This window comes from Moorena sp. SIO3B2, from assembly GCF_010692525.1.
Taxonomy (GTDB): Bacteria; Cyanobacteriota; Cyanobacteriia; order Cyanobacteriales; family Coleofasciculaceae; genus Moorena; species Moorena producens.
Genome location: NZ_JAAHHE010000003.1, coordinates 78,702 through 97,396 on the forward strand (window position 1 = coordinate 78,702; position 18,695 = coordinate 97,396).

17 protein-coding genes and 2 pseudogenes are annotated in these 18,695 nt (G+C 43.0%); 10 read left to right on the plus strand and 9 right to left on the minus strand.

The genetic code is table 11. The features are described from left to right. The first annotated feature begins 463 nt into the window (after positions 1–463). The 3 genes and pseudogenes from F6K38_RS01585 to coaE all read left to right on the plus strand — a co-directional run bounded on the left by F6K38_RS01585 (position 464) and on the right by coaE (position 2,852). Positions 464–736, plus strand: a complete 273-nt coding sequence (locus F6K38_RS01585; protein WP_008191289.1) for a type II toxin-antitoxin system Phd/YefM family antitoxin — start codon at positions 464–466, stop codon at positions 734–736. After that, positions 717–989: pseudogene (locus tag F6K38_RS01590) on the plus strand (Txe/YoeB family addiction module toxin). Before F6K38_RS01585 ends, F6K38_RS01590 begins: the two are co-directional and overlap by 20 nt. A 1,209-nt stretch (positions 990–2,198) precedes the next feature. Continuing rightward, the gene (gene coaE / locus F6K38_RS01600) at positions 2,199–2,852 is read left to right on the plus strand and encodes a dephospho-CoA kinase (RefSeq protein WP_008185972.1); all 654 of its coding nucleotides are present in this window, start codon (positions 2,199–2,201) and stop codon (positions 2,850–2,852) included. Between the two features lie 367 nt (positions 2,853–3,219). Here coaE and sir read toward each other — a convergent pair whose 3' ends face one another. From sir to F6K38_RS01625, 5 genes are all read right to left on the minus strand, one after another. Beyond that, positions 3,220–5,172 carry a sulfite reductase, ferredoxin dependent gene (sir, locus tag F6K38_RS01605; protein ID WP_008185973.1) on the minus strand — a complete coding sequence of 651 codons (1,953 nt, stop codon included), beginning with the start codon at positions 5,170–5,172 and terminating at the stop codon, positions 3,220–3,222. A gap of 367 nt (positions 5,173–5,539) precedes the next feature. Next, complete coding sequence (locus tag F6K38_RS01610; RefSeq protein ID WP_008185975.1) at positions 5,540–6,088, minus strand: outer membrane beta-barrel protein; 549 nt, start codon at positions 6,086–6,088, stop codon at positions 5,540–5,542. A gap of 503 nt (positions 6,089–6,591) precedes the next feature. Further along, on the minus strand, positions 6,592–9,393 hold the full coding sequence (gene recJ, locus F6K38_RS01615; protein WP_008185979.1) for a single-stranded-DNA-specific exonuclease RecJ: 2,802 nt from the start codon (positions 9,391–9,393) through the stop codon (positions 6,592–6,594). A 193-nt stretch (positions 9,394–9,586) separates the two neighbouring features. Further along, positions 9,587–9,964, minus strand: a complete 378-nt coding sequence (locus F6K38_RS01620) for a hypothetical protein (RefSeq protein ID WP_131827086.1) — start codon at positions 9,962–9,964, stop codon at positions 9,587–9,589. 218 nt (positions 9,965–10,182) lie between these two features. Then, on the minus strand, positions 10,183–10,791 hold the full coding sequence (locus F6K38_RS01625) for a hypothetical protein (protein WP_008185981.1): 609 nt from the start codon (positions 10,789–10,791) through the stop codon (positions 10,183–10,185). A 476-nt stretch (positions 10,792–11,267) separates the two neighbouring features. On the opposite strand from F6K38_RS01625, the pseudogene F6K38_RS01630 reads away from it, so the two are divergent. Continuing rightward, a pseudogene (locus F6K38_RS01630) lies at positions 11,268–11,570 on the plus strand (Uma2 family endonuclease); the annotation flags it as partial. Between the two features lie 43 nt (positions 11,571–11,613). On the opposite strand, the gene F6K38_RS01635 reads toward F6K38_RS01630, so the two are convergent. Then, complete coding sequence (locus tag F6K38_RS01635; RefSeq protein WP_287355952.1) at positions 11,614–11,784, minus strand: hypothetical protein; 171 nt, start codon at positions 11,782–11,784, stop codon at positions 11,614–11,616. Positions 11,785–12,133: 349 nt separating this feature from the next. Here F6K38_RS01635 and F6K38_RS01640 point away from each other — a divergent pair, with 349 nt between their 5' ends. From F6K38_RS01640 to F6K38_RS01650, 3 genes are all read left to right on the plus strand, one after another. Further along, positions 12,134–12,655: a DUF29 family protein gene (locus F6K38_RS01640; protein WP_008185992.1), complete on the plus strand. Its 522-nt coding sequence runs from the start codon at positions 12,134–12,136 to the stop codon at positions 12,653–12,655. A 457-nt stretch (positions 12,656–13,112) separates the two neighbouring features. Beyond that, positions 13,113–13,310 (plus strand): hypothetical protein, encoded by a 198-nt coding sequence (locus F6K38_RS01645; protein WP_008185994.1) that lies wholly within the window; start codon positions 13,113–13,115, stop codon positions 13,308–13,310. Positions 13,311–13,441: 131 nt separating this feature from the next. Then, complete coding sequence (locus tag F6K38_RS01650) at positions 13,442–14,098, plus strand: Uma2 family endonuclease (protein ID WP_008185996.1); 657 nt, start codon at positions 13,442–13,444, stop codon at positions 14,096–14,098. Positions 14,099–14,432: 334 nt separating this feature from the next. On the opposite strand, the gene F6K38_RS01655 is transcribed toward F6K38_RS01650, so the two are convergent. Further along, positions 14,433–14,597: a ribbon-helix-helix domain-containing protein gene (locus tag F6K38_RS01655; RefSeq protein WP_008185997.1), complete on the minus strand. Its 165-nt coding sequence runs from the start codon at positions 14,595–14,597 to the stop codon at positions 14,433–14,435. A 116-nt stretch (positions 14,598–14,713) separates the two neighbouring features. Here F6K38_RS01655 and F6K38_RS01660 point away from each other — a divergent pair, with 116 nt between their 5' ends. Continuing rightward, complete coding sequence (locus F6K38_RS01660) at positions 14,714–15,706, plus strand: hypothetical protein (protein WP_008185998.1); 993 nt, start codon at positions 14,714–14,716, stop codon at positions 15,704–15,706. Positions 15,707–15,794: 88 nt separating this feature from the next. Here F6K38_RS01660 and F6K38_RS01665 read toward each other — a convergent pair whose 3' ends face one another. Then, positions 15,795–15,974 carry a hypothetical protein gene (locus F6K38_RS01665; RefSeq protein WP_154659836.1) on the minus strand — a complete coding sequence of 60 codons (180 nt, stop codon included), beginning with the start codon at positions 15,972–15,974 and terminating at the stop codon, positions 15,795–15,797. Between the two features lie 582 nt (positions 15,975–16,556). Between F6K38_RS01665 and F6K38_RS01670 the strand changes: the two genes are divergently transcribed. Continuing rightward, positions 16,557–16,787, plus strand: a complete 231-nt coding sequence (locus tag F6K38_RS01670) for a hypothetical protein (RefSeq protein ID WP_008185999.1) — start codon at positions 16,557–16,559, stop codon at positions 16,785–16,787. A 162-nt stretch (positions 16,788–16,949) separates the two neighbouring features. After that, positions 16,950–17,765 carry a lysophospholipid acyltransferase family protein gene (locus F6K38_RS01675; protein ID WP_008186000.1) on the plus strand — a complete coding sequence of 272 codons (816 nt, stop codon included), beginning with the start codon at positions 16,950–16,952 and terminating at the stop codon, positions 17,763–17,765. A gap of 168 nt (positions 17,766–17,933) precedes the next feature. Here F6K38_RS01675 and F6K38_RS01680 read toward each other — a convergent pair whose 3' ends face one another. Then, complete coding sequence (locus tag F6K38_RS01680) at positions 17,934–18,446, minus strand: hypothetical protein (RefSeq protein WP_287251765.1); 513 nt, start codon at positions 18,444–18,446, stop codon at positions 17,934–17,936. Positions 18,447–18,695 lie beyond the last annotated feature (249 nt).

Genomic DNA, 18,695 nt, shown 5'->3' on the forward strand with positions numbered 1-18,695 from the left:
AATAAGCAGTTTTTGTCAATAAACTAGCAATATTTCTTAATAAACACAATAAAGCAGTGTTTATTAACCTACAAACTGTTTCAGAAAGACATCCAGGAATAGGTTGTTGTAGCTGAAACCGATTTCTACCGTTGCGATGAAGCGAAGCGTGACCTAAGGTCAATCGCCTTTGGCTGCGCGTAGCGCATCGCACCATTACCTTGAAACCTTACTCTTTTACTTCAGCATAGCTGCCTTCGATAAACTTTTATTATGGATATTCAACCGGACTTGATATGAATGCTTACAAGCAACTCAAGGAAATATAGCGCTTTGTTACCTAATCAGGTACACATAATTTTTTCTCTCTTCCCTCTTCTGACTTTACTGCTCCCTACTCCCTAACACCAACAAATTTTTACCTCACCTAATTTAAAACCGCTATATTAACCTGCTATACTTAAGTATAAATGAGGAAAAAACAGTGAACTCTATCCCTATCAAGCAATTTAAAACTAACATCCAAGACTTTATTAAACAAGTCATCAATCACCATACTACCCTCAAAATAACCGATCCCAATCAGGGATACTTTATTATTATTAGTGCCGAAGATTTGGAACAACAACAAGAAACCTTGTATGTATTACAAAATAGCCATTTAATGGAACAGATTAACCATTCTCAAGCTACCCATACCCAAAATAAAGGCTACTCTCCCAATCAGGAAGAACTAGATGATATCCTTAGTATTTGAGGGCAAAACTTGGTAAAATTACGAAGAACTTCGTAAAAAAGACAAAAAACTCCATCAAACCCTTTGTAAAATCATCAAAGAAATGCTGAGAGACGATCCCGCTAAAGGAATGGGAAAACCTGAACCGTTAAAACATAATTTATCGGGGTTGTGGTCAAGAATAATTTCTCAAAAAGATCGCCTTATTTACAAATTTGATGATAACTATGTTTATATTTTTGCAATAGGTGGTCATTACGATCAATTTAATTGATTTTAGTTCATGTAGGGTGGGCAGTGCTTGATACAAATCAGCTGACAAAGCCCGTTACTAGGCACTGCCCACCATAGGTGTAGCCCCAATCATAAGCTGATAGCTGATAGCTGTTCGCGTAGCGTGCGCGTAGCGCTTAAGCTGATAGCTGATAGCTGATAGCTGTTCGCGTAGCGTGCGCGTAGCGCTTAAGCTGATAGCTGATAGCTGATAGCTGTTCGCGTAGCGTGCGCGTAGCGCTTAAGCTGATAGCTTACAAAAAAAAATAGCCGTAGAAATACTATCCACGGCTATTTCAATACTGTAAACGCAATTGTCTTGTCTATCAGTTTCCGAATCAATCCGGATGTGATCCTACCGGACCAGACCGGGGGGGAAACCCCCCCATAAATTTAACCTATTAACGCCAAGTTTGATACTTAGTTGCAAAACTAATTACTTGCCCCGGAATGCCCGTCGGTTGCAAAGGGCTCCAGTCGGAAACCGACCCATACCCGAGTGCGCAAAGGCCGTAAATAGTCTTGGTTACTGCTTCAGGAGAGCCCTTAATGTACTTAATACGTTGTTTCTTGGAATTATTGTTGTGATTCGGAATAAATTCTGTAGACATGGCTAAAAAACTAAATTACGTTGTCTTGATGCAGTCGCTCATGGGGGAAACCCCCAAGACCGCGCTGCATCGCTTACAATGATTATTGTAATGATTATAATTTTAATTGTCAAGGGTTTTTATAAATTTTTTTTCCGGGGGTAATTTTAGTATAAAAAAAAGTGAATGCTAAATTATCAGCTATCAGCTATCAGCTATAGCAAAGGAAACAGGTGTACCTGATAGTTATGNTTAGTGCTAAATTAACATCAATAGCTTCTTAAGCTTATTATAGCGTTAATTCAACGTAAAATTGACTTGGTCAATTTGATCGCTGAAAAGCAGTGCCTGAGAAAGTTTCAAGTTTTTGGAGAGGTCTATAATCTAGGGGCCCGGGCGCGGGAAGTGTGGGGAGTGTGGGGCCCGGGCGCGGGGAGTGTGGGAGATGGGGGAGATTTTGATTAAGGGTAATCATCCTGATCTGATATCAGCCCTCAGCTACTTTAGGGTAAGTTAGGGGAAGGGAATTGGGTGGTAACCCACCACCTGGTAGCACGGATTTGTGACCAACAGGTGCGATCGCATCCCTGATCTAACCACTGATTCTACACTTAACGCCCATGAATCAAAAACGCATCATTGGTCTAACCGGTGGTATCGCTACGGGAAAAACCACCGTATCGAATTACCTGGCTGATACCTACAGGCTACCAATTTTAGATGCGGATATCTATGCCAGAGAAGCAGTACAACCAGATTCACCAATCCTGAAACAGATTTATCAGCGCTACGGTTTACAAGTGCAGCACAGTGACAGTACCCTGAACCGTAAACGCTTAGGAGAGATAATTTTTAGTAACCCAACTGAGCGACAGTGGTTAGAGCAACAAATCCATCCTTATGTACGCGATCGCTTCCGATCTGAACTCGATACCTTTCTTGATGCAATAGCGAGTGGGGGAAACCCCCAAGACCGCGCTGCATCGCTAGTTGCTCCGACAGTGATATTAGTCATCCCTCTACTATTTGAAGCTAAGATGACAGACTTAGTGACAGAAATCTGGGTAGTCAGCTGCTCACCAGAACAACAGCTCAGACGGATCCAGAAACGCGATCGCATCTCTAAAGAACAAGCTCAAGCCCGGATCAACAGCCAACTCCCCCTCCAGCAAAAAATAGAACTTGCTGATCTAGTTTTAGATAACTCCTCTACCCAAGAAGCTCTAATCCAACAAGTATCTACTGCTCTTGCTACCAATTCATATCATCCCTAACTATTTAGAATTTAGAATTTAGAATTTATTAGAATTCAGAATTTAGAATTTAGAATTTAGAATTTAGAATTTAGAATTTAGAATTTAGAATTTAGAATTTAGAATTATAAGCACCGATCGCAGGATTAATTACCTACTCGCCATCTCTGTAACCCTTACATTGTAAGCCTTTGAGTTTTTTGAAATGTGTAATTAATTTTGTGTACCTGCTTACATTCTACATTCTACATTCTACATTCTGCATTCTACATTCTGCATTCTGCATTCTACATTCTACATTCTAAATTATGCATTCTACATTCTACATTCTACATTCTAAATTATGCATTCTACATTCTGACAGACAGCCTTAAACCTGCTAACCTAGTTATGGCAAATAAGCTTTCAGAGCCTCTGCTGCCAACTCCGTCATACTTTTCCCTTGGTTAGCAGCAGCTTCCTTAAGACGAGCATGGACTTCTTCGGGAATGCTAATTCGACGGCGATTTTTAGCAGTAGAAGATTTCTTAGCTGAGGATTTCTTACTTGCTAGCTTGGCATCTGGATTAACTATACCGCTACCTAGCTCATAGTTAGCAGAAAATTCCCGAAGGGCATCAAAGCCAATGCGATCGCAAAAATCCCCAAAACTCTCTTCTGGTTTGCGCTCTTGCCGAAACTGCACAAAAATTGGTTCAAAGAAAGATTCCAGCTCACTTTCTGGCATTTTCTGGACATAGGCTCGTGATAACCGAGTTTGATCTGGTGAAGCTCCCAGCCACACTTGATAAGCCTTTGGTGCACTACCGACAAATCCCAACTCTGCGATATACGGTCTAGCACAGCCATTGGGACAACCGGTCATTCGGATCACAAAATATTCCTTCTCTAACCCCAATTTGTCCAGCAGTAACCGAATCCGCTCAACCATGCCAGGGAGCGCCCGTTCTGATTCGGTAATCGCTAAACCACAAGTAGGTAAAGCTGGACAAGCCATGGAGTAGCGCACTAACGGTTCAATTCCTTCTGGAGTAACTTGAATACCGTGCTGTTCGAGAATCTGATTCAGGGTTTGCTGGTGGGTGGGGTCAATCTCATAGAGAATTATATTGTGGTTAGCAGTCAGCCGCATCGGTAGGGCAAATTTCTCAGTAATTTCCCGCAGAGCTGTTTTGAGTCGGAAATCCCCTTCATCTTTGACCCGACCATTCTCAATCGATATCCCCAGGAATAGCTTTCCGTCTCCTTGTTCGTTCCAACCCAAATAATCTTCGTACTTAAATGGGGGTAAGGGCTTAAACGGTGCCAGGGTTTTACCGAAGTAGCTTTCTACTTTTTCCCGAAACCTCTCGACACCCCAATCATTGATTAGGTACTTCATTCTGGCATGACGGCGGTTTACGCGATCGCCATAATCCCGTTGAGTTGCCACAATTGCCTTAACCAAGTCGTAGATATCCTCTTTCTCCACATAGCAGATGTGGTCAGCTAGACGAGCAAAGGTTTCTTCCTTATTGTGGGTACGACCCATACCCCCACCAGCCAGAACATTAAATCCCTCCAGTTCTCCCTGGTCGTTGGTAATTACCACCAACCCCACATCTTGGGTATAGATATCAATCGAGTTATCCCCGGGAACCGTTACGGAACACTTAAACTTCCGGGGCATATAGTGTTCCCCGTAGATTGGTTCCTCTTTGTCCTGGAAAATAGTACCATTACCATTGCGCTGCCGTGCTGCTTTCACCTCCGGAGCTTCCTCAGCACTAATTACCTTTTCCCCATCCAGCCAAATCTCGTAATAGGCACCGGTTTGAGGGGTAAGTAAGTCAGCAATCCGATCAGCATACTCCCAAGCATACTGATACTCTGGTCGATTTTTATATGGTGCTGGTGCAGCCATAACATTGCGGTTGAGGTCTCCACAAGCACCCAAGGTTGACCCCATATTGCGGACAATTGCCGCAATTGTCGCTTTCAAATTCTTTTTGAGAATGCCATGAATCTGAAAACCCTGACGGGTAGTTACTCGTAGGGTATGGTTACCATACTCTTCTGACAACTGCTCTAGAGTCAGATAAAGCTCTGGTGGAATAAATCCTCCAGGATTTCGAGTGCGCAGCATGAACTGATAGTCTTTTTCCTGACCCTTGACCCGGTTATCTCGGTTGTCTTGCTGGTAAGACCCGTGAAACTTAAGAACTTGAATAGCGTCTTCTGTAAAATGAGTAGTATCCTGTAGCAATTCAGTTGCCACCGGCTCACGCAAGAAGTTACTGCGTTCTTTAATTCCTTCAATCTTAGAGGGTTTGCGGGCTTTAGGAGTCTGAGATACAACCATTGGTTCGACGGATCTAAAAAGATGAATAAGTATAATTCCCGATAAATCGCTCGGGATTACGGTTAATGATTAGATCCTAATACTACCGTTGCCCATTGGATCGATAACTTTATAAATCCTAAAATTTATCTAAACCCACTCAGTGTGATTGAAGCAGATACCGGGAAAGAGGAAAGGGAAGAGTTGAAGGAAGGTTGAAGCGAGTAGATTCGCTCAAGCGAGTAGATGCACAAGAGGATTGTTGTCACCTCAGTTGAAGTATTTGACACTTTATACTTCATCCTTTATACTTCATCCTTCATCCTTCATCCTTCATCCTTCATCCTTCATCCTTCATCCTTTCCCTTTGACAATGGACATACTAAGTTTAGAAACGATAGCCTGCACCCAATTGAACACTGACAGACTCACCTGAACTATTTTCGTAAGCGTTAAGACCTACCTTAGTATTACCGTAAACCAAAACATCCTTAGCAATTTGGCTTTCAGCACCCAAGCCAAGCACCCAAGCATCTTGATTACCTATGGGTGTATTGTCTCCGTCATCTTCCACAAAAGAGTAACCAACACTAGCAAAAACATTAGTATTTTTGGCTACGCCTAGGTCAAAAGAAACACTAGGAATAATCGCGGTATTATCATCATTGAAAATAACATCACCACGTAGAGAAACGGGAAGCTTTGAAGTTGTCAGACGAGTTGTAATATTACCACCAATATTTTGGTCATTCCCTTGTCCATCACTAGTTACACCGGCGGCCAGACCAACGCCAATGTAGCTAGCATCTGTACCTTTGACGCTGAGATCATCTGCTCCTGGATTAGCTGAAGCCATACTATTTCCTAGTAAAACGGGAGCAATTGTTGTAGCGGCCAAAGTAGAAATGGTGAAAATAGATTTCAGTAAACCTTGCATTGTTTATTTCCTCAAATTCGTTAATTTTTTGTTCCTTTCTCTACAAGTCGTTGGGAATAAACAAAAGGTTCCTCAGGTTCTAAAAAAAAATCTAAATACTTGAAAGCCTTGAGATGACTTGAATCTGGCTAATCCGGATATAACTATAAAAAATTTGGCTTAGTTTTAGACGGCTTAATTAGTTGATACTCTTTAAAAGAGAGTCGGTTGTATCAATTAATTGAATGTCTGTGTTTTCTTAGTGGACTGTTTAGCAGGTGTCACAGATTGTAAGCATTTAGCTATCAGCTATCAGTTATCAGCGATCAGCGATCAGCCCTCAGGGATCAGCCCTCAGGGATCAGGGATCAGGGATCAGGGATCAGGGATCAGCGATCAGCGATCAGCCCTCAGGGATCAGGGATCAGCGATCAGCCATTCCCATAGCGTGGCCATTCCCGTAGCGTGGCCAAAGGCCAAGGCTGACTGCTGACTGCTGATTGCTGATTGCTGAATGCTTACGTCTAATCTTGTTTGATACCAACCATGCTATATCCGGCAATGGTAGACAGAGGCACCTGGTAAAAATATTGACGTCGGAACTGTTCTTCCTCAATGGCAGCAAAAAATATTGCGTTCGCGCAGCGTGCGCGTAGCGCAATCGCATCATTCCCAGCAACATTCGTCCGCTCGCGTAGCGTGGCCAACGGCCAATCGGAAGACCACTCTTTTGGATGGCAGCTTATTTGTACCCCCGAGTCCTGGTAAGAAACCTCAAAACCAATCACTGATAGAGCATTCAGTCCTAACTCAACAGTGCGATCGCTTAAATCCAACTTCTCCTGCAATTGCACCAAAGTAGCCCATTGACCGGTGCGACTTAGGAACTTAGCAATTCCTAGCAACTTTTTCCAGGTGTCTTGGGCAGATAGTTGTTGAGGCCGTGGATATGCGATCGCTAATTGTCGTTCTGCCTGTATCGCTCTCCTACACCATACTTGTAACTCATCCCAACTCGTCGGACACTCATAAACCATTAGAGGACTTAAACCTTGCCGGTTAGGAGGTTGAAGGTTAGGAGGTTGAAGGTTAGGAGGTTGAAGGTTATCAGGTTGAAAGTTATCAGGTTGAAGGTTAGGAGGTTGAAGGTTAGGAGGTTGAAAGTTATCAGGTTGAAGGTTAGGAGGTTGAAGGTTAGGAGGTTGAAGGTTAGGAGGTTGAAAGTTATCAGGTTGAAGGTTAGTAGGTTGAAGGTTAGGAGGTTGAAGGTTAGTAGGTTGAAGGTTAGGAGGTTGAAGGTTAGTAGGTTGTTCGCGAACAACCTTCAACCTGCCAACATGTAACTCTTGAGAACATTCAACCTTCAACTTGCCAACATGTAACTCTTGAGAGCCAACACCCTTCAACCGGCCAACCTCTAACTCTTGTCCCCGCCAATCTAAAATCCAATCCAGCTGATTAGAGACCTGGAAACAAGATTGGAAAAAATCATTTTCTTGGCAAGGTTGCACAGCAACGAGGCGCACTTCTGGACGTTTTTCATAATTATTATAGTCTAATTCCACAACAGCATTACATCTAACTTTAGGGACTTCATCCTGATAATGTCCCCACCAAATTCCAGGAAAACCCATACTCGTAGAGTCATCCCAAATTTCAAATTTAGTTTTGATATACTGTACTTTTCGCCCTCTCAAATCCTTAGAGTTACGATTCAAAACCTGTTCAAACCAACAGTTTTTAATCAGCAATTTTGGCACAGGATTACCCATCCCACAAGGTTCCAGATGTTTCAATTCATCAAATAGTGCTTTCCCCAACTCAGCAACCTTAACCACCAAATCCGCTTCCATGGCTGGCATCATCAAAGCACCCGTCGTCCCTAGTTTTTGTGCCAACTGCTGGTTAATCGCTTCCCTAAATAAAGGAATATTATCCACTGGCAAACTCAACCCAGCCGCAAAAGGATGACCTCCGAAGCGATGCAACAAATGAGCTTGGGAATTGACTAATTCATAAAGATCAATATTATTAACAGAACGAGCCGAACCCCGTGCTATACTATAGGAGTGTTTATCCTCTAAACCTGCTTCTACCAGTTTGCTTTCTCTATCGCTACTTTCAGTACTTAATAAAACTGTACTTAACAAAATCGTCGGGCGTCCATATTCCTGAGCAATTTGACCTGCCACTAAGCCTAAAACACCAACTGGCCATTGGGGATCTTCTAGGACAATCACATTAGTAGTAGACAGATCAAGTTGGGCAAGTTTATCCTTAACTTGCTTAGTAATATCTTTTTGTAAAGACATACGGCGGGTATTAGCTAGTTCCGTCTCTAAAGCCAGTTGCTCACAACGTTTCTCATCCTTACTAGTCAGTAACTCAACACAAAATGAAGCATCCCCTTGAATCCGACTTACAGCATTAATTCTCGGGCCAAGTCCAAAAGAAATATCCGTCGGGCGATCGCCACTGCGTTTACACAACTGTAACAATCGCGCTATACCAGGACGAGAGCGAGTTTTCAGTTGCTGCTTCAGTTGTTCAATTCCCCGTTGTGCCAGGTAACGACAATCTCCAGATAATTCCACTAAATCCGCAATTAGACCAATTGCCACCAAATCCAGCAACCCCTCTAACCGTTGTTGGGGAATATTAGGTAAAACCTGATACATCGCTTCCACTAACTTATACGCCACCGCCACCCCAGACAAATGAAATAAAGGGTGAGTTTCAGCAAAATAGCGAGAATTGATCATAGAAACTACTGGCGGACGGTCATCTGGTAGAGTATGGTGGTCAGTGATAATCACATCCATTCCCAACTGGTGAGCATAATCAATTTCCCTCAGATTCGTGCTGCCAGTATCGCAGGTAACGATAAGTTTCACCCCAGAAGCGTTCAGTTGGTCAATTCCTGGACAATTCAAACCATGGGATTCCGTCAGGCGATTGGGAATGTAGTAACTTAGCTGTTGGTGCTGCCAGAAAAATTGTCCCAGTCCTTCCCATAGGACACTAGTAGCCGTGATTCCATCAGCATCAAAGTCCCCCCATATGGCAACCTTTGCCCCAGCCTCACGGGCTTGGAGTAGGCGTTTTACTGCCCATTTCATTTCCTGTCCAAAATCAAAAGGGCTGGTAGGTTGATACAAATCTGGGTTGAGGAAACCAGCTAGTTGTCTCTCCTCTCGTATTCCCCGTTGCCACAGCAGTTGAGCAGCATAATCTCCCGAATAGCCCTTAGTATGGGATTTGACAGCTTCGATGAACCACTGAGGAATTTCCGGTGGCGCTAGGACTTGCCATTGGGATTGGGACATGGATTGGGACATGGATTCTGACATGGATTCGGACATGAAGCTGATTTGCGATCGCTTATAGTTAGTCGAGTTAGTACAAGAATACTAACTTAATCAGAGCGACCCATAACCAACTTGATCTAGAACTCAGGAATCAGAATAAATTATTTCCCAGTTAATTAGTCATTAATCAGAGTTTGATCAGCAATTGCGGTTAATTCTGGATTATCACCATAAATTCTGGAGTCTTCTGATCACTTGCTGTAATTGAGTCTCCTGTCTCCTGTTTCCTCAAAAAAACAGCCAACTTCTGACATCGAACTGAGGTAGTAGAAGAATGGTGAAGAAGATATAAAAAAACCTGGGAGAAGAAAAATCTTCTGCCCAAGCAACACATAAAGGAAGAAAAATCATGGGGTAAGAAGAACTTTCTACCCAAACAAAAATCCCCCATCGTCTGTCCAGGACGATGGTCAATGAAGTGTAGTATACCACAAAAATGATTTTTTGACACCTCAAAAGTCTTTTTTGTCGGTTTTGTCTGTCCCAACAGCAAGCTATTGCGAATCCTCAACAGAGCCGAGTAACCCATCGGTCTCACCAGCACAATAGTTTCTCCACCCCAAGAGCAAGCTATTGCGAATCCTCAACAGAGCCGAGTAACCCATCAGTCTCACCAACACAATAGTTTCTCCACACGATGACAGTTCTTTCCATTACCAAAAATACCTATATGTCTTGATGCAGTGGCTACTTTCTTGCCTCTTGCCTTTCCCAAGCGCGACTATGTTTACATCTCTTATAAAAATCCTATAGATACTCCTTAAAAGGATGTGCCAATATGCCCAGTATCAGATCAATTTCCTTAATATAATAGTCATCCAAATCAATAAACACCAATTGATTCACCAACTTGAGAAACTTCCAATTCGTCCCAGTAGTCACAGCTCCATAGATAGCATCAATATCCTGATCCTGTTGTTGATTAAATCTCTGAGCCGCTACCATTTCCGCAATGCACTGTCCTAATCCCCCCTTAATATTTTCATTTTTTGCCTCTACTAGAGTGACAACTGGTGTCCGAATTTCATACATTTCCTTAGAAGCAGTAAGAAGATAATCACAGTATCCATTTAATCCACTTCCTTTATCGACATTAAACTCAGTGCCAGAAAAAAAACCGATTTTGAAATCAAGCAGACGGCGCACTTCCAGTAAAACCGGAGCAATAACTAACTCAGAACGAGCTTTTTCGGTATTTATAGCATTCGTGATCGGCAAATTTTCTTTAAGCGTCGTTTTCAAGTGATCACTGGGCTCGATAGGAGCAATATCATTAAATATAGTATTCCCCTCATCAACAATGAGATTAAACGTCGTTTCGACTTTGTAGATGGTTGTAAAATCACTATATGCCATGATCTTTATTTATCATGTCTCCTATAGCCATTCTAAATCAAGGAAATATAAATTCATCCTTCATCCTTCATAAAAAATCGGTCAAGTCTTGGTTAACCCCAATCATTGACCGAATAAATTAACAAAAATTCCACCAGTACAGCTTAGCTGTATCTACATCCACCAGTGGTGGACACAGAAATATTACACTTTACTGATTATCCCCCATTCTAGCCAAGGATTCAATCCCTGGCAAATTGCTATCTTAATCGAGTAGCAGATATCGAATCAACATACTGATCACCTCACCACAATTTCCAGTAGGTTGGGGTGTACTCCATTCATTCAGCGACCCGTAACCCAGGGAATAAAGTGTGTAAATTATCACCGGAACTGCGCTCGCAGAACCAATCAGTATATATTTGATTTGCTGCCGTACTGTACCTGTATTGCTAGGAATTTTATCAAGCATAATCTTGTTAAGATTTTCGTCAATCTGGATCAGTCAAGAACGTTGGCAAACATTAACAGATGAACAGCTAGTAACTTTTCCCAATATTTGTCCTGATTTTGTAGTGGAGTTACGATCTAGTTCAGATACTCTTAAATCTTGGCAAGATAAGATGGTTGAGTATATCGAAAATGGTGCTAATTTAGGCTGGTTAATCAATCCCCAACAACGCCAAGTTGAAGTTTATCGACGGGGTTTAACAGTAGAAATATTAGATAATCCTGTTGAGTTGTCTGGTCAGGAGGTTTTACCAGGTTTTTTCTTGGATTTGCATCGGATTTGGGATTGACCAATACCTAAAAGGCTAATGGAAAAGCCGATGCAAGGATTAATTACACAAGCCCCTGAAAATTATCCCCATCTCCCCATCTCCCCACACCTCCCACACCTCCCCATCTCCCCACACCTCCCACACCTCCCCATTTTCCCACATTTTCCACATTTTCCACAGTTTCCACATTTTTCACACCTCCCCATTTTACCACATTTTCCACACTTTCCACGTTTTATACACTTTCCACACTTTACCCATCTAACCGATACTGCCATCGCTTAGAGGATATCTCCCAAGTTTTTTGATACTGAATTTTGCCCCCCTAGCCCCCCAATTCTGGGGGGAACAAGAATCAATTTGCTGGTAGAAGTCCCCCAAAATTGGGGGACCAACGGGGGCTTGGATGTAGCAAATGAGACTTCTCAGACAACCTCTTAGATCCGTTAACTATTTTTTGCCCTCGAAGCTATTTTCCTAGCACCGTGCTATTGACTTTATTCAGTTAATATGCGTGCCAGATGACTTGTGCAGTTTCTTCGATAGGCTAAAGGGAACCATAAATCTGTGAGGACTGGGGTATGACTCAAGAATTAATCGATCTCAGAATAAGTATCCTAGAGGGACGCTACGCAGATGCCTTAGCAATTGTAGATGAGTTGGAACAGATGACTAAACGCGCAACTCTGCATCAGATTGAATCCTATTTAAACAAGGCATTGATTAACTTGATTAAAAACCAAGTAGAGGAGCGTTTGGCAAATTCTTGGGCAGCTTCAATTCGTGATTTCATTCGGGAAATCCAAAAACTGAATCTCAAAGATAACCAAAAATCCTATACTATCAATGCTGATCAATGGCAGTCATTGATTGACAATGAACTGGAGGCAGCAATTTCCACGGCGAGTGTGGAGGTTCTCAATGGTGCCTATACTCCAGCTCAACTTTCAAAACTAGTAGATAGAGCTCAGCTCAGGCAAACAACTCAAGATTTGCTGGCTTTGACATACCTCCATTCAAAAAAGGATTTACCTTTATTTATTAATGACTATTTAACTCAATTACCAGGAGGTTCTTATTGGAACCAAGATATACAACGATAAATCGAGTTATTCACAATCGACAATACCTATGACTTCCCTTCCTTTCTTGATGCAGTCGCTCATGGTTTTGGTTCTGTGTGAGGAACCTGCGTCCGCACCTTCTCAGCCCCGTGGAAACCACGGCAGTCGCTCATGGTTTGAAGTTACCGTAAGACAGGGGAGCCTTAATCAATAAGTTTTAACCCTTTTTTGCATAACCTACCAACCATAAAGGCTCCCCTGTCTAAGGTTTCGTCTCCGGGGGGGACCACGGCAGTCGCTCATGGGGGAAACCCCCGCATGAAGGCGCTGCCTCCCCAAGACCGCGCTGCCTCCCCAAGACCGCTTAGGTGCCCTTGACCCGTAATTTAATTCGCCACGGGTCGCACCTCTGCATCGCTACACCAACAAGTTACAAGGGTTTGATCTGGTTGGTGATCACTACAAACCCGCAGTGCTAAATCAGGGCAGGTTACTGATGCCGGAGTTGGGATTAAGTTTAGGTTTGTGGCGTGGCAGTTTTCGCGATATCCCTCGATTATGGTTACGCTGGATAACCCTTAAGGGGAATTTGATTCCTCTAGCAAGCGAGGAGTTGGCACAAGCTAAGCAACGAGCAGAACGTTTGGCGGCGCGACTGCGTGAGTTAGGTATTAATCTAGACCAATTGGATTAAGTTGCTGTCTTAATGCAGTCGCGAATCGGAGAAACCCCTACAGGTCGGCGCTGCATTGCTGTTAAGGATTTGTGCGAACGCGCCCCGCGTGGCCTACGGCCAATCGCATTTTCACAACAATCACTGCATCAATGGCCAGTACTTTTAGTTCAGATGAGGATTCACCTGTCAAAACTACCCAGAGAATTGTCTTACAAAACGTCAGTTGGCAGACGTACAAGGCGCTATTGGCAGACTTAGGAGATCATCGAGCCTCGCGTCTTGCCTATGCTCAAGGAATGCTAGAAATCACGATGCCCTCAGATCGCCATGAGACATACAAGCAGCTGCTAGAACGGATGGTGAATACCTTAACCGAAGAACTTAATCTTCGGGTCAAAGGGTTTGCTTCTACAACCCTGAATCGGGAGGATTTAGAGCATGGTGCAGAACCTGACTCTTGCTACTACATCGGCAATGTTGACTGTATTCAAGGCAGGACAGTAGATTTAGCCAATGATCCTCCACCAGACTTGGTGATTGAAGTCGATATTACCAGTTCATCCAGTCGGCGATTTGGGATTTACAAGCAGATAGGAGTGCCTGAAGTTTGGCGTTATATAGGACAAACTGTAGAAATTTACCGGCTGCAAAATGGAGAATATGTTCGTTGTCAGGACAATTTCACCTTTGAGATTCTCTCTGTAGAGATTATCAATCAGTTTTTGCAGCAGGCAGAAACCCAGGATGACACTACCATGATTTTAGCTTGGCGTAAATGGGTGAGGGAAAATCTACCAGAAGATTAACGTTGCGGCTTAAGTATTTGCTTTTAAGGCATTGCTGAATAGAGTATTCAGCAACGCCTTAATGAGGATTATTAAGGCGTTGCAACCTAAACTTATCCTGGAATTTATACAGACTGAGATTTCTAGCTTAGATTAGGGACTTGCGTCTAAAAAAAATCCCCATTAAAGTAGGGTGGGCCAAGTAATCTAATCTAGAATACTCAAAAAAACAAACTGTTTTTGCCCACCCTACAAGCTGATATTTCTAGCTTAGATTACAAGAGCCATACTAGTTATTAAGATAAAGCACGATTAGCGCGCTCTGGCTCATGGCGTAATCAACCGTTGGTGGAGATCAAGACTCTTTGTCCCATTCAACATCTTCTTTCTTTGCCTCGGTAACAGCACGTTCTAGAAGGTAAGCAGCAAGGTTCGATAGAGGGCGTCCATCGTAATCAGCCCATCGCTGTAAATCGTCTGCAATCCGGTCTGGTAAGGTTACTTGTATACGTTTGCTCATAATCTCTATTATAAGTTCAACTGTTATTTGATGTCAAAATTTACCTGATTTGTACTTAAAATGTATTTTTTGATACATAAAAGTATAATATTGATGTAATTACCAGCAAGTTTCCTATGGTAGAAACAGTTAGAGAAAAAAGCGATCAGCCTCCTACCTATCAGCAAGCCTTAGACGAATTCGGCATCACACAACTGTTGTCCCATTTGAAGCACTACGGCGATGCCGACTTCAATGCAGAGTCAATGGATATAGAAGAACCAGAACTAAAAACTCTAGCTACCGTCCTCATCCAGCACCTAACTCAGAATCTGACCGGAAAACTGATAGCCAGTTATTTAAATACCATCCGCGAGGTCGAATCAGATATAGTGTTTGACCCCATTAAAACAGAAATCGCGCCACCATCAATAGACCCCCCAGCTACTTGGAACCCTAAAGCAACACCCCGTTATCAAACAGGCTCACCCATTAGGTGGCGACCTCTAAACGGTCAAATGGACTGGGGTGTTGTGATTGGATTCTTCTACGCCTACGCCAGGCATCAATGCCAATGGGCAATTTGCTACCTGATCTGGCTTGACAAAGACTCCCCTAGTGCAGCTTGGATCGTTGCTGACACCGCTTGGGAAGAAGACATTGAACCTCGGCATCCTAAGCGTACGGTAACAACCAACTATCAAGATTCCTATTCTTGGACTTGCACTGAGGCTCTTGGCCCTAGAAATTATTTGAAATCCCCCAATGTGCTACGAACTCCCTCTGGGAGATACCGTTTCGATGATCAATATAGAACCCCTCCCCGGACTCTAACTCAACGAGAGCAAGATCTAATTGAACTCTACAGCAACTGCCAACTGGGTATGACTCCTAGACAATTCTATCATAAATGGGATGTGAATTACGAACAAATCGCTAGTATCTGCTCTCGCTCAACTGCCACCGTTCAGCGCTGGTTTTCCAGCGGTCACAACTATCGCCGCCCCCAGCCAATTGATTTGCGCCATCTTGCCCTGATGGATTTTCTCTTGGAGCATTTTGAGGAGATTCCCCAGGTAATTAGGAATTTGCTATGTCCTGATCATCAACAGCAAATTGGGGATGGGTAATGGGTAATGGCTAACAGATATAGCAGAAGTCAGAAGTCAGAAGTCAGAAGTCAGAAGTCAAACTCTTGCGCTTACAAAGGGTGTGAGACTAATGTCGATGTCCTAACTGCCCTGTCAGCCATGCAAAGCGCGAGTGGGGGAAACCACGCCAGTTGCTCATGGGGGGAACCCCCAAGACCGCACTGGCTCCCCAAGACCGCGCTGCATCGCTGGCGACTGCTATAACAAAAGTTTTTTTATTAAAATCGGCAATTTGGCAACACAGCATTCTACTGTAGCTGCTTTTATAGATAGGGTGCAACATTTAACCTGTACAAACCTACTCACAAGCAGATAGGACGATGGTATAGCATTAGTTAAAACTAATGGTTGTTGCCGACAAAGCAATGCCAAAAGCATTGCGCTAATTTTCTTAATGGAGGCTCTGCTGCCTACTCTCAAACCGCACTGTAACTTCACTCAGTCCATTATTTTACGTCGCTTAACTTACGACCAGCTGTTTTAGCTTTTAGTTCTTCGTTGGGCGGTAGTGTTCCGAAGTTAAACAAGTTACTAACTTATTTGATTATAAAACAGTGGATAATGTTTGACAAGGTTTAGAGAGCTATAAGGCCAATAGTTGCACCTCGGAGGGTTGGACATCTATACAAGCATATCAACTGCAAGCAGACTATTTAGGTGATCTAACCGTGGTCAGATCACCCTAGAAAGTAGAGGCGCTAAAAGCACTGTCTTGAAGTGTTCAACTGCTTAAGGTTCTAACGGCTATAACTGTAGTTTTATAACTGTAGGTTTAGTCAAAGAGATTTCATCTATTTATCAATTTTATCAAAATAATCAATCAAACATGATGGAGCAGGGTGTTATGACCTACCGCGATCGACTAAGCCCATGGTGTATTATCAAGCCACTTCCTAAAATGCAGCGAATTATTGTCGCTCGCTTTCGTCGCCGAACTGACGCTGAGGCTCATCTACAAGTTCTGCGCCGACTGATGCCTGACATGAAATATATACTCATTTTTGACCGAGACCCGGAGCAAGAGGAAATTAATACACTAAGCGCTAAATTAACAGTATAATAAACAATACAGGTAAGCTATCAGCGAACAGCGATTAGCGCTACGCGCATATGCTTACGAATACAGTCGGATCCCTTGTAGGAGCTTTTAGTGATCAACTTAACCTCTAGCTCAGGTTTTTTTGGAATAGGATTTAACTGTAGTTAACTCAATAGTATAGCCTTGACGCATCGGTTTGGTTGGTCTTTAGAAGAGCGAGATCCAGAAGTAATTAAATCCTATCTGCCCCAGTGGGAATGGTTTTATCGCTACTACTTTCGGGTGAAAACTGATGGCTGGCAGCACATTCCGGACAGTAAGGTGCTGTTGGTTGGTTCCCACAATGGTGGATTAGCTTCCCCTGATATGGTGATGATGATGTATGACTGGTTTCGCCGCTTTGGCACCCAGCGTCCAGTTTATGGTCTGATGCATTCCAATGCCTGGCACATTTATCCAGCCCTGGCGCAGCTAGCGGCAAAGATGGGGGCAATCATGGCTCATCCCCAAATGGCGATCGCTGCTTTTCGTAAGGGAGCTAGTGTCTTAGTCTATCCAGGGGGTGCCCAAGATGTGTTCCGTCCCCATAGCCAGCGTCATCAAATTCAATTGGCTGGACGTAAGGGCTTTATTAAACTGGCACTACGAGAAAAGGTTCCCATTGTTCCGATTATATCCAACGGTGCCCATGATACCCTGATTGTCTTAGGTGACTGCTATGAACAGGCACGACAACTAAACGAGTTGGGGATGCCCTGGTTATTTGGTCTTGACCCACAAGTTTTCCCAATTTATCTCGGTTTGCCTTGGGGATTGGGGATTGGTCCTCTACCCAATATACCCTTGCCCATACCTATTACAACTCGTGTTTGCCCTCCGATTGTTTTTGAGCGTTATGGTCGTGTTGCTGCTCGCGATCAAGATTATGTTAATGCTTGTTACCAGCAAGTTTCTAATCAAATGCAATCGGAGCTAAATCGTTTGGTTGCTGGATTATGAGTAACTGTTCCAATTTTAGGGTTTAATGAGCATAGCATTTAAATTTTAGAGATTGGATTTTTGATTTAATGCTCCCTACAGGAAGCCTTATACCTAATCCAACGTTGTTAATGGTCAATTCTTTCCTTGAATTACCTAGCAACTAGTATTAGTCCTAGGGAGCATTAATCACTCGGTGACTCTTGCTTGGTAGTTATCCCGGCAAACCCTCAAAATTTCCTGGTCACTATCACTAATAGAACTAATTGCTTGATATCCTTCTAGTCCAACGTGGTAAGGATAAGTAATAGCGCTATAGCGATGGTCAAGGCTTAGCCGTTCACCAACTATAGCAATGGGTGAGCGCTGTTCACGGGAAATGGTATGGGACAAAGCGGTTTGGTTGTAGGGATCAATAACCGTCAAATTCATTTGTTTTGAATCTAGGGTGCCGTAAAAACAGCTATACTCTGACTGAGGCATATATACCGCACCAAGCACCTTGCCCTGATTCGCTTCAAATACTAGATATTCTTGACCAATCTGTCCTGGTTGTGAGGATTCACCATAGAGGTAGATGCCATCATCAGGCATTGATGCATTTGGATTCGTTGCTTGAGTGTACGCTCTACCTGTAGTATCAATGGCTTGATCTGGCCGTTGAGGTGCTGCTGTTGCTATAGTTGATGAGGTAGTTACCAATCCTATCGTTAGCAATAGCCTTGTCAGGGGTAGTTTTCTAAGATTTAGCAGTTGACGTGCTGACAAGAACGATCCAGTTAATTGGTTAAGCATCATACTTACCCCCTTTGAAAAAAAAACTGTAAGACACCCTAAGCAAAAATTCTGAGAGTTTAGACCATCAATTGATGAAGCCATAATCAATCAGAAAAAGTTAATTTTTCCTAAACCAGAGTTATGTTGACTCTTAAGGTTATAAACCTATTTAAG